Raw genomic sequence first — 13,059 nt, 5'->3', positions numbered from 1 at the left:
GCGGGGCCGACCGACAGTCGCCGCTGACGGATCGGCCGATGTCTTTACTCCGAGTTGCTCGCATCACCGGCAGCAAGGAAAAGATGACCTGCCAGCGCGTTTCGGATCGACGTCTCGCTCGCCGGTGCCCCACGGACCATTGCGACGATACGATCTCGGAACTGGGCGTGATGCTGTGCGACTGCGGCAAGATCGCCGTCGCGATAGCGCTCATCGGAGAAGATGATGAGGATGTGGCGCTCGATGGCATTCCACAGGGTGGCCACAAAGGCGTTGTCGGCCGATCGACAGATCCAACGATGGAAGTCCAGATCGGCTCTCAGCGATGCGGAAGCATTGCCGGCCGCGGCAGCGCCCTCCATCCGGCGGATCGCCTCGTCGAGCCCCTCCATCGTCGCCGACCCCTCCCGCCAGCGAGCCAGAGCGCCGCGCAGCAGCAACGTCTCGAGCGCCAGTCGGGTTTCAAAAACGTGCCTGGCGTGCCTCCTGTCGAACACCGCGACGCGATAACCCTTATGACCCTCGCCGGTCAGGATGCCCTGCGCATGCAGCACCTTCAGCGCCTCGCGCAGCGGGACCCTGCTGACGCCGAGTTCGCCCGCCGCTACGGACTCCACGATCCGCGCCCCTGGCCCCAAACGCTTCGCCGCGATGGCCTCGGCGATCGTGTCGGCAATCGTTTGGGTCAGAAGGACCCGCCGGGCGCCGAGCGACGGCAGCGGCTCACTGTGACGCCCAGCGGTCGAGTCACTCATTGACGATCTCCGCGTCCGCCGGCACGCACTCAGGATCCTGCGAGTTCCCGGCGCATAGGAAAGGCTACAGTCTTTCGCGGCATGGCATAGGAGACGTTGAAGCGCGCCTCCAGCCACTTCTGGCAATAGCCCCAGGCAGTTGTCAATAAAAGATAGTAAATCGCAGCTGCAGCAAATACCTCCAAAACATCGAATTTTTCCTGCATCAACATTTGGCTACGCCGCATAAGTTCTTCCATAGAGATGACCGAGGTGATCGACGTGGCCTTCAGGAGACTGTTGACTGAATTGCCAAGCGGCGGGATCATCAAGCGGAAGGCCTGCGGAAGCAGCACTTTCCACAAGACGACCCACCTCGGGAGGCCAAGCGCCAGGGCACCTTCGCGCTGCCCGGCCGGCACGCCGAGAAATCCGGAGCGGATGATCTCGGCAAGATAGGCCGCCTCGTTCAGCGCGAGCGCCAGGAGTGCGGAGGTGACCACATCGAGCCGGATGCCGAATTGCGGCAGCCCGGTGTAGATGATGATCAGTTGGATGAGGAGAGGCGTACCACGAAAGATCCAGATGTAAAATCGCGCCGCCTGTACCAGGAACATTCGTCCGGAGGTCTGTAGTAGTGCGAGCACCATGCCGAGCATCAGGCCGGCGACGATCGGGATCGCCGTCAGCCAGATCGTCACCACGACTCCCCCGAGCAGGAAGCCATTGACCAGATATCCGGCGAAGTCGGGAAAATTGAAGGGTGTCATGGCCGTGATCCTCGGCGGCTCCGGCGCTGGGACCGGCGGACGCAAGCGCGGGTGGAGCTAAGCGGCCGCGTTGCGGCCCCGGATCGTCTGATTGTGTTACAAGCTGACGGCAGGGGCAATTGACAGAGCCGCGTGATTGATGGGCAGCTGGCTGCATTGCTGGCCAGATCGCGGCAGCGGCCAGTCAGCAGCCGGCGAAGCAGGCCCTCATGTGCTCGCGCACTCGGTGAAAGAGCATGCTCTCCGGCTCTCCGAGCCCGACATTGGCATCGAAATGATCTCTTCCCGGCTGGACGAGCGTCTCCGCCGTGTTGCCGGCCGAGCGCCACGCCGCCACGAAATCCGTTGACTGGCGATGGAACTCGCAACTCTCGAGCGCGCCCCAGGTCACGAGCAGCGAGGGGCCGTCCTCCGGCACGCGCAGGATGGGACTGTTTCGCCGCACCTCGGCGGCGGTGAGCTGCAGCTTCGGCTGCAGCCAGCTGTAGGGGAAGGGCTCGAGGTCAAAAAGGCCACTGATTGGACAAGCGCCGGCGACCGTGCGTTTCGGAAGCCCATAGAGGCCGACCCAGTCGGTCACAGCCAGCATGGCCGCGAGATGACCGCCGGCGGAATTGCCGGCGACGTAGATGCGCCCCGGATCGGCGCCGAAGCCGGATCCGTTGGCATGGAGCCATGCAACCGCGGCGCGGCACTGCCGCGTGATCTCGTCGATGGTCACGTCCGGGCAGCAGCCGTAGTCGATCACGGCCGTGGTCACGCCGGCAGGCACGAAGCCGGCCGCCACCCAGCCGTAGAGTTCCTTGAACAGCGCGCGGTTCGACCAATAGCCGCCGTGCAGGAACAAGAGGATCGGCGCGTTCGGCTCGGACGCCGGGTAGAGGTCGAGCGTTTCAGTCCGCGTCGGCCCGTAGCGCAGCCCGGCGACAAGGGTCAGGTCGCGCCGTGCGGCCTCGGACCGCTCCCGCCGCCAGGCGACGATCCGCTCGAAGGCCAGAGGGTCGGCAGCCGTCAGCTCCGGGCGATACTCGAGGTCGATCTCTTCTTGCGTCGTAAACTGCCGATAAAGTGCCATGCCTTCTCCGACCGCCGCGCCGCTTCCATCCGCAGCGCACTTTCCCACGGCCATGACGGAAGGTCGGACCTTCGTGGGGCGGTATCGGGCCGGCGCACGGCGCCGGCCAGTCCCGATTGCCGTCTACGACAGTCAAGATCGGCGATGCATCCGCCGCCAGGCAATGACTCCGAGCGCGAGGGCCGCCAGGGGCAGTCCGACGCCGGCGATCGGCCCCGGCACGGTCACGACCGGCGGGCTTGGAGGGCCCTCCTGAGCGAGCGCGGCTACGGTGCCCAACACGGTGAAGAGCGACGTCAGATAGAACTGCCTCATCTCTGGCCTCCTGTGTGGCGAGCCCCAACCAGCCGGAGCAGGGAACACCCAAATGACGCCTTTGTCACCCACCAATCGCCTGCCACCACGGTCGTGTGACTGCGACAGGCGGCCGGTCAGCAGGCTCGGTGAAGGCATCGTCCTGGAGTAGGTTGATGCCCGTCAAGGCATCCGACATGTGGGACAACCCCGCGTGGCGCCGGTTCGTCAGCGGGATCATGCAACTGCCGTGGATCGCCGGGCGGCCCCATTGCGCGAGATTGTGGAGCTTGAAGTAGCCGGCAGGCGATTTCACCGCTCGATAGGGCCGCCGGCCGCGTTCCAGGCAGCAATACCGCCTTGGATGTGGCAGGCGGACTTTACGCCCGCCTCCTGGGCGGCCTGCACCGCCATGGCAGAGCGCTCGCCGTAAGCACAAAAGAACAGGAGCCGTCTCTCCGCTCCGAGCGCCCTGAGGACCCCCCCGCTCGAGAGATTGTCCTTCAGCTTGGGATAGGGTTCGTGTATTGCGCCCGGGATAGCCCCATGCCGCTCGCGCTCCGAGGGCTCGCGAAGGTCGATCAGCGCGACATCCCGTTGCCCGACCAAACGGATCGCCTCCACGGCCGAAACCGCCCAGCCCTTCTGAGCGACCAATTCCTGGGCCAGCCCGATCCGCATGTTCGCCGGCACCGCCACATCCATCATTTTGGGATTGGGCAGCTTCAGATTGGCCATCAACTCGACATACTCGTTCACGGATTTTACCTGGAGGCGGGGATTGCAGCGCCGTTCCTCACCGATCGTGCTGACGGTGTCGCCCTTGTAGTCGTGAGCGGGGTAGACCAGCATGTCGTCGGGCAACTTCAGCAATCGATTGAAGATCGAGTCGTACTGGGCCCGGGCATCACCATTCTGGAAGTCGGTTCTGCCGGTTCCTCGGATCAAGAGGGTGTCCCCGGTGAAAACTCTGTCCTCCAAAACGAAGGAATACGAATCGTCCGTGTGGCCCGGTGTGAAGATGACATCCAGGCTCACACCGTCGATGTCGAGTTTGTCGCCATCGGCCAATCGCATCGAGACCACATCGGCCTTGCTGTTCTCACCCATGACCGTGATGCAACGGGTGCGATCCCTCAGAGCTCCGAGCCCGGTGACGTGATCAGCATGGAGGTGAGTATCGACCGCCTTGACGAGGCGCAGATCGAGTTCCTCCATGAGCTGGATGTACCGGTCCACCTTTTCCAGAACGGGGTCGATGATGAGCGCTTCCGCACCCTTCCGGCTCGCGATGAGGTAACTGTATGTCCCTGAAGCACCGTCAAAGAGCTGCCTGAACAACATTGACGTCCTCCCGATGATCCCCGCTCGGTGTTGACATTCTAGGAAATCGCCAAAGCGCAGCTGACGATACCATGTGTCGGGTCATGAGACATGTCCGAGGCAGATGCCGTGGAGACCTGCCACTCCGGCGGGGCCGGCGAGGCCCAGATACCGCGCAGGTACGCTCGATTGCGTCAGAGCCCGAGTAGGGCTTGCATCTGCAGGATGGCCTGTTTGCCATCGACCGCCGATCCGTCGGCGCCGACCCGGGCCACCTCTTCGGGATGATCGTTGAAGTAGCGTCCCCCCACCAGGATATAGGTTCTGGGATTGGGGGCGATGCGGCGCAGTTCCGCGATCAGAAGCTGCAAGTCGTCGTCCACCTGATCGCGGCTGACCGACAGCCCAACGATGGCATGCCACTCCGATGACACAGCGTTGCACAGTTCGGCCGTCGACGGCGCCGTCAGGCCGACGGTTTCCCACCCGGCATTGCGGAACAGTTCCTCCACCATCGCGATGCCGAAGGTGTGCTGGTCGCCGGGCAGGGTGGCGAGCAAGACGCGAAGCCCGAGCGTTGCCGGATCGACTTTGATCCCGAGTTCGCAGCCAAGGCGCCGCAGGTGAATGTGGAGTTGACCGAGCGCCCTGGTGACATCGAAGAAGCTGCACTCGTCGGCATCCCACAACGTGCCGAAATACCGCGCGGTCGGTGCGAAGAGTTCAAGGAAGATTGCACCGGGTTCGCGGCCGGCCCGGCGCAGCGCGTCCACATGGTCACTGGCGGCCGACGGGTCGTCGGCCAGCAGGAGATGGGAGAAATGGGCAACTTCATCGCCGCTGAACGGCGCATGCACCGTCGACTCGGGAGAAACACGATGGAACGGTAACGCTTTCGGCCCAGAGCGTGTCGTCAGAAGCAACCGAGGAATGATTTCACTCTGAATCGTACGAGACAACAAAATGTAATCGTCTAGAGATATCTTGAACCCGGCACCGATCTCTTCTCTCGAAACGTACGACCCTTGACCGTTTTGATCAAAGCGCTCGCCATCGCTCATCTGGCCGGTGGCATTTGAATAGAGTTCCACCGAACCTCTCCTTCAGCTTGGTGAAAACTTTGCATCGACGGCGAGAGGTGTCAATCTTGGTTATTTGGCATAAATCCCGGACGATCGTGCTCAACTGCCGCCCAATGTGGCAGCTCCGGTCATGGTGATTGAAATGATCTGTGCTCTACCTCGATAGCAGGGGGAAAGTCACGCCAATGGCCCAGGCAAATGCGACCGCGTTGGCGAGGCCGGCGACAAAGGGATGTCCGGTGCTGTGGCGAGTCCACCGACTGAATAGCCCGTAAACCAGGAAGAACACGATAATCACAGGAATGATAATAACGAGAAAGAAGAGCCGCTGTAAGTCCAGGCTGATCGCAATACCCAGAGATGCGACAAAGGCCAGCTTAGACGCTGCGTAACCGCCGGCCGCTGCACCCTCCCCGCGCGTCAGCCATTCGTCGGCAAGGAAATAGGGGATTGTGCCCGCGAGCATCGCCAGGATCAGGACGATCCGTTCAGGGACGGGGAAAAAGGAGGTAACGAAGACGTCGATTGGCCAGACAAGGGCTATGAAGCCATAGCCGGCGACCGCGGCCGAGGCTGCCACAAATCGGGGGAGGCTCACGGACCCGGACGATGCGACAGGGCGAGGACACCGCGTCAGGCGGAGGCACAGGGCGGTCAGGAGTCCGTAGACGGCGAAATGGCTCGCGAGATAGTCGGCCACCAGAACCGGCAGGAAGTGGGTGGGAAAGACGCGAAGCAGCAACGGCGTCGCAATCATCGGCAGTAGCAGCGGGAGCCAGAGCTGCCGCCAGTGCAATCCCGCGCCCGCCTCGGACGCGATGAGGCGGGGCAGCAGTAACGACAGCTGCCTCGCGAGCAGGACGGCGCCGAACAGATACAGCAGGATCCAGAGGCCGCGCCCAACCACGATCGGCGGCTGCGCACGGCTGATGGCGAAGGTCTGGTCGAGCCAGGCGACCGCCTCGCGCATGCTCTCCTGGCTGTACAGGACGCTGGCATGTTCGACATGCGCGCTGAAGGCGACACGACGCCCGGTTCCTACAGCGGGATCGCCGTAGGTCCTGCCGGCTTCGGCGGCAGCGGGAGCCGTTGCGAGCCCGAGGACGCGCAGGGCCTCCTGCTTCAGGCCGCCCTCCCAATCGCCTACGATCACCAGGAGATTGCGCGGGGACGTGGCGGTCACCGCCGGTGAAAACATCGAGACGGCGATGGTCGCCTGCACGTCGGGCGCGACCTGGGCGAAGCGGACGACGATGTCGGACGCCATGGAATGGCCCAGGATGGCGAGCCTGCCGTCGCCAAGGATGCGCGCGTAATCGGCAACGCGCGAGGTTTCCGCCAAGAGAGCGCGCGTCGCGCCGTCCGAGTCCGTGATGCTGCCGGTCAGTGGCTCCGGGTTACGGCCATGTCCGGCGAAGTCGAAGGTGACTGCAGCGTAGCCATTGCGCGCGAAGGTAAGCGCGAAGGACCGCATCAGCGTTTGCGATCCGGCAAAGCCGTGCGCGATCAGGACGACCGGTCCGGGGCGAGCGCCTTCGGGCCGGAAAACGGTTGCCGGGGTCGCGCCGATCGTGAGGGACGCTTCCGTGACACCTGCGTTGGCGGCCCGCAACTGCGAAAGTGCCGCCGCGATGGCCGCCAGCGCGACGAGGCCGATCATGATCTGGACGAGCCGCCAACCCCTGTGCGCCATCAGGCCGGCTCGCCCGGGCGGTGGGGACGAAGTGGGCACGCGAGGCTGAGTGTCCGGCAACGCGGCCGACCCCCGGAACCGATGGCCTCAGGATCTCGTCTCACCTCGCCACCAACCGTCGATTGCCTCGCCGTTCCAGCCGTGCTGAAGCCCGCCATGGCGACCTTCCGGAGCCGAAACAGGCCTGCGACGAGGCCAGACCCTGACGTCCAATACGTCCAATGGCCCGGCCGGATCATCGGATGCGACCGCCATGGCGCCGATCTGGAGCCAAGGACCGGCCGCCTCCCACCGGCCTCATCCGGGCCGGCGTTCGACAGACGTGATCTACTCCATCGTCGAGACCATCTCGATACACTGTTCTTACGACTACACCTAGGAATTCAGCCGAGGAGCCCTCTGCGCGATCCTTAGATGTCTGCGTATATCTCGAGCACGTTCCCGTCCGGATCGCGAAAGAACAGCGTGCGATGTTGCCACGGTTGATCGGTGGGCGGCGACTCCAGCTTGATGCCCTTCGCGACCAGGGCCGCGGCGCACTCGTCCACCTGTTTCGGAGCTACCTTAAAGGCAAGCATGACGGAGAGCGAGCCAGGCGGCGTCGGCGCATCATGGAACATGAGGCCCAGCCTGGTCATCACGACGAGCGATGATCCGACGCGGTATTCGACCCATTCGGGATAGAGCTCACGCTCGAGCGGGAATTCCATCACGTCCTCATAGAACCGGCGCATCGCCGGCATATCGCGCGCGAAAAGGGCGACGACATCGAGGTTGCGGATACGGCTGAGAACAGTCATCTCGTTGATCCTTTCTGATCCGGAAGCCACCGCCCCGGACTGGATGCCGGTTGCCGCCGCAACGCCAAACGTGCTCAAGATCTCGCGTCGATTGACGATCATGGTCGGGCCTCCTGGTTGGCGCTTGGGGATAGCGCGGGCGCGAGGCGCGACACAGGACCGAAATTGTACTGGTATGAGCGCTACCACTCTCGACGAAGGACAGGATGAGGCGCGCCGGAAGGAGCTCGCCGCGTTTCTCCGTGCGATGCGCGAACAGCATCCTTCCTCCGTCCCGCCGGCCGGCGGTGCGAGACGAAGGCGAACGACCGGGCTCCTTCGCGAGGAGGTGGCGCTCTCGGCGGGAATCAGCACCACTTGGTATGTCTGGCTCGAGCAGGCGCGCCCCGTGAAGGTCTCGGCGCGGGCTCTCGAGGGTATCGCGAGGGCCTTGAAGCTAGATCCGGCCAAACGCGATTACATGTTCGGTCTCGCGCGACCTGACCTCAAACCCACATCTTCGCGCCGCCGCCCGGCGTCTCCGGGACCGCTCCTCGGCGCGCTGGTCGCCTCAATGTCCCAGCCGGTCTATGTTCTCGATGCGCGATGGGACTTCGTCCTGTGGAACCGCCCCGCCGAAATTCTCTTTGGGGGCTTCGATCCAGGTGACGACCGCACCTCGAACATGCTCGCGAGGTTGTTCCTAGACCCGGGTTGGAGAGTGCTGTTTCCCGAGTGGGAGGCGATCGTTCACTCGGCGGTGGCGCAGTTCCGGGCGGCGACCGCAGGGCGCGCCTCGACCCCCGAAGTCGCGAGCCTCCTTGAGGACCTGCTCGGCGCGAGCCGGGAGTTCGCCGCCCTCTGGAACCGCCGCGATGTCTCCGATCCACCGGTCTGGAGCAAGAGATTTCGTCACCCGACCGGCGGCGAGATGATGCTCGCCTATTCGACCTACCGGCCCGAGGGTCCGGACCAGGAATTCCGGGTCACGATCTACCAGCCTGTGGACGACGCAAGCAGCCAAAGACTCGCCGCGCTTCTCGCAGCGGTGTCCTGAACAGGGAGCGGACGTCGCTGACTGCGACCAAGGCGCTGCCGCTCTGCGTCACGTCGGTCACAGCCATGCGTCGCGCAATGCCGAACGTGACGACCTGCGCGCACTCGATGCCAATAGCTCCGGACAAATACGGACGAGCTTATGGTTCAGAGACGGGCCGAACGATAAAGTCAAGTCGCTCATTGATGAGCAGATCGATTTGCCAAGAGCACCAACTTACATACCAAGACGCGACATGTAACATCCCAGTACTATTTTTAAACCGTTAACGGCATGCCAGCCTCCAGCGACCTTTGGCGGGCCTTGCTGACGTCCAGCGGGCTCCAGCGCCGGAAAACTCCTAGTCGGCCGGGCTCTTCAGAATGCCAGGGACGTGATCTGCGATGCGTGGTGAGCCCGATAGGGGAAATCATCCCTGGCATGTTAGAGTGCCGGTCGTCCAAGCGTTCGTCACGATACGGCCGAGCTGAAGGAGGGGCGATGAACCGAGCTTCTCCGCAGCTGAAGACCGTTGCCAAGCAGCTGGTGGTGTTCGAGACGCCGGGAAGTGGGCCTGCCGAGCCGGTCAGCCTTGCCTTCCGCGCCACCGACAAGCTGACTGCACATCTTTCCATGCTGATGGGACGGGGGGGCTGTCAGGCGCTTCTTGCGCGCGCCCTGTCGCTGGCCACTGTCGAGGTTCCCTGGCTCGGGTCGATGCGGGTGGTTTCCGGGGGAGGGCTGGACGGCCTGCCGGCGGCCCCGGCCGTCGACGCCGCCGAGGTCTCAGAAGGGGAAGTCGTGCTGCTGGCCCAACTCCTCAGGCTACTGGTGGCCTTCATCGGCCCGGCCTTGACCTCACGCCTGATCAGACAGAATTGGCCGCAGCTATCGTTCAACGACGCGGATTTCGGCAGCACGGCGAACAACGAGGACGCTCAGTAAGATGGCCAAGTCAGCCCACGGGACGTCGCGTCCGCCCAGGCCACCGAAGGTTACGATCAACAAGCTTCCGACCGGGGTGCGCGGTCTCGACGACATCATCGGGGGTGGCATCCCGGAGTTCTCCGTCAACCTGATCGGCGGCTCGCCGGGCTGCGGCAAGACCACGCTGGTCCACCAGATCGCGTTCGCCAACGGGACTCCGGATAGGCCGGTGCTCTATTTCACGGTACTCGGCGAGCCCAGCATCAAGATGCTGCGCTACCAGCAGCAGTTCTCATTCTACGACGATTCCAAGGTCGGAAGCGCTGTCCGGTTCATCAGCCTGTCCGAGGCCGCCCTGCAGAACGACCTGGGCGTGGTGTTGCAGGAGATCGTCGATCAGGTCACGGCGGCCAACCCGGTCGTGGTCGTGATCGATTCCTTCCGCAGCCTCGCGCGAAGGACGCCCGGCGACACGGGCATCATGGAGGTGCAGGCGTTCGTCCATCGCCTCTCCCAGTTCCTGGTGAACTCGGAGGTCACGACCTTCCTGGTCGGGGAGTACGGTCAGGACGAGATCCGCGACAATCCGCTCTTCACCATGGTCGACAGCATTTTGTGGTTTTCCCAAGTTACCGAGCGCAATTCCGTCGTGCGGAAGTTGCAGGTGCTGAAGTTGCGCGGCCAGGCTTCCGTGCCGGGACTGCACACGATCCGGATCACTCAAGAGGGGCTCCAGGCCTTTTCGCGCACGCTCGGACTGGAGACCGTCAGGGCGAGGCCGGAGCGGCGCGGTCGGCTCTCCATGGGGATCCCCGAACTGGACGCGATGCTCGGGGGCGGCGTCCTGGAGGGCGACAGCATCCTGGTGGCTGGGCCCTCGGGCACGGGCAAGTCGGCGCTGGCGACGCAGTTCATCGGCGAGGGGCTCCGCCGCAAGGAGCCGGGCGTCATGGCCATCTTCGAGGAGCGTCCGGAGGCCTACGTGCGTCGTGCCGATGCGTTCGGCCTCGAGCTGAAGGCCGCGCAGGACGCCGGAGCCCTCGAGATCCTGTACCTTCGTCCGCTGGACCTGTCGGTCGACGAGACCGTCCTGGCGATCCTGGAGGCGATCAGGAGAGTCGACGCGAAGCGCGTCGTCATCGATTCCCTGGTGGGCTTCGAGATGGCCCTGGCCCCGAGCTTCCGGGCCGACTTCCGCGAGTCGCTCTACCGCATGATCGGCGCCCTGACCGCGGCGGGCATCACGATCCTCAGCACGGTCGAGGTGGAGGACAACTTCACCTCGCTCCAGTTCAGCCGCTATGCTGTCTCGTTCCTCACCGACGACATTATCCGGCTGCGCTACGTCGAGATCGACGGTCAGCTTCGGAAGACGATCCTGGTCATCAAGATGCGCGGCGGAAACCACAGCAAGGACATCCGGGAATACGTCATCAACGAACAGGGAGTGGTCGTCATCGATCCGCGGAACACCGACTATTCCGGCCTGAGCACCGGGATCCCGGAGCGAACCGGTCCACGCAGGCCACAGGAAGACGAAAGCCCACCGGAGCCGAAGGCTCGCGGATGATGTCGACCCCTCCCGTCACGGACCCGAATGCGACGTCGGTGCTCGCCGACCTGTCGACTTCCTTCGACCATGCGCCGTGGGCGGTCATCGAGCTTTCCGGAGACACGCATGTCGTCCAATACGCCAACGCCGCCTTCTGCAAAATGGTCGCCAAGTCGGCTGAGGAGGTGATCGGAACACCGTTCGATCACCTGTTGTCGCCAGTGGGCGAGTGCCTGGATCAGATGGATCGCGTGATTCGCACCGGCGCACCGGCGAGCTACACGGCCGACGAGCAGGTGACGCCCTGTCCTCTCCTGTTCTCCTACAGTCTTTGGCCCGTGAGGGCGAACGGCCGGACGGTCGGTCTCATGCTGCAGGTGAATGAATCGGGCCCCCTTCACCAGGCCAGGCAGGCCATCAGCCAGGCCCTTCTCCTCGGGGCCCTCCGGCAGGACGAGCTGATCGAGGCGGTCGAGAAAGCCAACCGGCAACTGCGGGCCGAGGTCCGCGCAGGGCGTCAGCGCGAGACCGACGCCAAGATGCTGACGATGGAGGTTGCCCACCGTATCAAAAACAACCTGACCGTCGTGGCCGCGCTGATTGCCAACGAAATCAGACGCACGTCTGAACCCTGCGTTGCAGGGTACCTGGCCATGCAGGACCGCATCATGGCGATCGCCGGGCTTTACGACCTGATTTCGCAATCCAGTCATAGCGACACCGTCGCGCTCGACCAATATCTCAGGGAGATCGCCAGGACGTTGTCGGCGAGCCTGCTCGGCGAGACCTCCGGCGTCCGTATCGTCGTCGAAGCAGAACGCCTCAGGCTCGATCCCGATCGCGCCGTGCCGTTCGGCCTGCTCGTCAACGAGTTGACCACCAACGCGGTCAAACACGCCTTTCCGGGAGGTACCGGGCTGGTCACGCTCTCGCTGCACCGGATCGGGGACGACATGGAGCTGACGGTCGCGGACAACGGAATCGGCGTGCCCAACCGGGGACAGGACGGCACGCCTGGGCGGCATGGCTCCGACTATGTGGCGATCTTCGCGCGTCAGCTCCGGGGCACCCTCGTGAGGTCGGGAAAACCCGGGGCCGGAACCACCGTCACCATACGGTTTCCGATGTTGCTCAAGACAGGACTGGCGAGCGTGGGGGATGTGACACCGGAAGGCCGGGCAGGCTGGTAGCCGTCGGGGTGCTTGGCAGCCGGGACGGCGTTGCGGCCGACCTGGCCCGGGCGAGATCTCGTCGCGGACCCCACGAGCCTCGACTCATCCAGCGCTGGGCCCATTCCCCGAGGCCGAGGAAGAGCGATCGGAGTTCCTCGCCCGCCTCCGACAATCGGTATTCCAGGTTTCCGTACTCGTTTGGACGAGTGACGATCCCCCGGCCTGCTGCCGTTCTTTGAGCGGCTTGGATGGAAGAGGGGGTGACCACTTCGGCAGTCCCCAGCGCCTGCGGCACGGCACGGCCATCTTGCTCTGCCGTTCCCAATCGATCCAAGGACGATAGCGCTGACCTGGCACCCATGGCCGCCGACCCCAAGCGTCGTTTGCTGAAACAACGCGTCCGTCAGATTTGCTCCGCGGTTCGTCGACGGGAGGGTAGATGGACGGACGAGACTTCAACCGGCCGCACGACCGAGCACGCGGTCGCGGAGCCGCCCGGACCTAAGGAAATGCGAGCTGGAGATTTCGCAGAATCGGAGCGCGGCGACCGTCGCAAATGCGCATCTCTCGATGACGCCCGTGACGGAGAACCGTTTGAGGCGTCTGGCTATTCGCCAGCAGC

The 13,059-nt window shown here is 64.0% G+C and carries 12 protein-coding genes; 4 read left to right on the top strand and 8 right to left on the bottom strand.

Going from position 1 to position 13,059, the window contains the following annotated elements; translation table 11 throughout:
• Window positions 1-44: 44 nt before the first annotated feature.
• From WBG79_RS00125 to WBG79_RS00090, 8 genes are all read right to left on the bottom strand, one after another.
• The gene (locus tag WBG79_RS00125) at window positions 45-755 is read right to left on the bottom strand and encodes a GntR family transcriptional regulator (protein ID WP_337355077.1); all 711 of its coding nucleotides are present in this window, start codon (window positions 753-755) and stop codon (window positions 45-47) included.
• A 29-nt stretch (window positions 756-784) separates the two neighbouring features.
• On the bottom strand, window positions 785-1,504 hold the full coding sequence (locus tag WBG79_RS00120) for an amino acid ABC transporter permease (RefSeq protein ID WP_337355076.1): 720 nt from the start codon (window positions 1,502-1,504) through the stop codon (window positions 785-787).
• Between the two features lie 184 nt (window positions 1,505-1,688).
• The gene (locus WBG79_RS00115) at window positions 1,689-2,633 is read right to left on the bottom strand and encodes an alpha/beta hydrolase (RefSeq protein WP_337355075.1); all 945 of its coding nucleotides are present in this window, start codon (window positions 2,631-2,633) and stop codon (window positions 1,689-1,691) included.
• A gap of 78 nt (window positions 2,634-2,711) precedes the next feature.
• On the bottom strand, window positions 2,712-2,894 hold the full coding sequence (locus WBG79_RS00110; RefSeq protein ID WP_337355074.1) for a hypothetical protein: 183 nt from the start codon (window positions 2,892-2,894) through the stop codon (window positions 2,712-2,714).
• Window positions 2,895-3,185: 291 nt separating this feature from the next.
• Window positions 3,186-4,217, bottom strand: coding sequence for an MBL fold metallo-hydrolase (locus WBG79_RS00105; RefSeq protein WP_337355073.1), 1,032 nt, complete (start codon window positions 4,215-4,217; stop codon window positions 3,186-3,188).
• Between the two features lie 173 nt (window positions 4,218-4,390).
• A complete protein-coding gene (locus WBG79_RS00100; protein WP_337355072.1) occupies window positions 4,391-5,287 on the bottom strand; it encodes a cobalamin B12-binding domain-containing protein in 897 nt (298 codons plus the stop codon).
• A 145-nt stretch (window positions 5,288-5,432) separates the two neighbouring features.
• On the bottom strand, window positions 5,433-6,971 hold the full coding sequence (locus WBG79_RS00095; protein WP_337355071.1) for an alpha/beta hydrolase: 1,539 nt from the start codon (window positions 6,969-6,971) through the stop codon (window positions 5,433-5,435).
• 410 nt (window positions 6,972-7,381) lie between these two features.
• Window positions 7,382-7,873 (bottom strand): VOC family protein, encoded by a 492-nt coding sequence (locus tag WBG79_RS00090; protein WP_337355070.1) that lies wholly within the window; start codon window positions 7,871-7,873, stop codon window positions 7,382-7,384.
• Between the two features lie 73 nt (window positions 7,874-7,946).
• Between WBG79_RS00090 and WBG79_RS00085 the strand changes: the two genes are divergently transcribed.
• The 4 genes from WBG79_RS00085 (at window position 7,947) to WBG79_RS00070 (ending at window position 12,455) form a co-directional block, all read left to right on the top strand.
• Window positions 7,947-8,807 carry a helix-turn-helix transcriptional regulator gene (locus tag WBG79_RS00085; protein WP_337355069.1) on the top strand — a complete coding sequence of 287 codons (861 nt, stop codon included), beginning with the start codon at window positions 7,947-7,949 and terminating at the stop codon, window positions 8,805-8,807.
• A gap of 480 nt (window positions 8,808-9,287) precedes the next feature.
• Window positions 9,288-9,731 (top strand): hypothetical protein, encoded by a 444-nt coding sequence (locus WBG79_RS00080; RefSeq protein ID WP_337355068.1) that lies wholly within the window; start codon window positions 9,288-9,290, stop codon window positions 9,729-9,731.
• A 1-nt stretch (window position 9,732) separates the two neighbouring features.
• A complete protein-coding gene (locus tag WBG79_RS00075; RefSeq protein WP_337355067.1) occupies window positions 9,733-11,283 on the top strand; it encodes an ATPase domain-containing protein in 1,551 nt (516 codons plus the stop codon).
• Window positions 11,280-12,455, top strand: a complete 1,176-nt coding sequence (locus tag WBG79_RS00070) for a PAS domain-containing sensor histidine kinase (RefSeq protein ID WP_337355066.1) — start codon at window positions 11,280-11,282, stop codon at window positions 12,453-12,455. Before WBG79_RS00075 ends, WBG79_RS00070 begins: the two co-directional genes overlap by 4 nt.
• Window positions 12,456-13,059: the final 604 nt, after the last annotated feature.

This window comes from Prosthecomicrobium sp. N25 (assembly GCF_037203705.1).
Taxonomy (GTDB): domain Bacteria; phylum Pseudomonadota; class Alphaproteobacteria; order Rhizobiales; family Ancalomicrobiaceae; genus Prosthecodimorpha.
This window is presented reverse-complemented; position numbering and strand designations above follow the sequence as displayed.

Coding starts and splice junctions, on each gene's coding strand:
- WBG79_RS00080 (WP_337355068.1), top strand. CDS start 9,288: ATGAACCGAGCTTCTCCGCAGCTGAAGACCGTTGCCAAGCAGCTGGTG.
- WBG79_RS00115 (WP_337355075.1), bottom strand. CDS start 2,633: ATGGCCGTGGGAAAGTGCGCTGCGGATGGAAGCGGCGCGGCGGTCGGA.
- WBG79_RS00105 (WP_337355073.1), bottom strand. CDS start 4,217: ATGTTGTTCAGGCAGCTCTTTGACGGTGCTTCAGGGACATACAGTTAC.
- WBG79_RS00085 (WP_337355069.1), top strand. CDS start 7,947: ATGAGCGCTACCACTCTCGACGAAGGACAGGATGAGGCGCGCCGGAAG.
- WBG79_RS00070 (WP_337355066.1), top strand. CDS start 11,280: ATGATGTCGACCCCTCCCGTCACGGACCCGAATGCGACGTCGGTGCTC.
- WBG79_RS00125 (WP_337355077.1), bottom strand. CDS start 755: ATGAGTGACTCGACCGCTGGGCGTCACAGTGAGCCGCTGCCGTCGCTC.
- WBG79_RS00110 (WP_337355074.1), bottom strand. CDS start 2,894: ATGAGGCAGTTCTATCTGACGTCGCTCTTCACCGTGTTGGGCACCGTA.
- WBG79_RS00075 (WP_337355067.1), top strand. CDS start 9,733: ATGGCCAAGTCAGCCCACGGGACGTCGCGTCCGCCCAGGCCACCGAAG.
- WBG79_RS00120 (WP_337355076.1), bottom strand. CDS start 1,504: ATGACACCCTTCAATTTTCCCGACTTCGCCGGATATCTGGTCAATGGC.
- WBG79_RS00095 (WP_337355071.1), bottom strand. CDS start 6,971: ATGGCGCACAGGGGTTGGCGGCTCGTCCAGATCATGATCGGCCTCGTC.
- WBG79_RS00090 (WP_337355070.1), bottom strand. CDS start 7,873: ATGATCGTCAATCGACGCGAGATCTTGAGCACGTTTGGCGTTGCGGCG.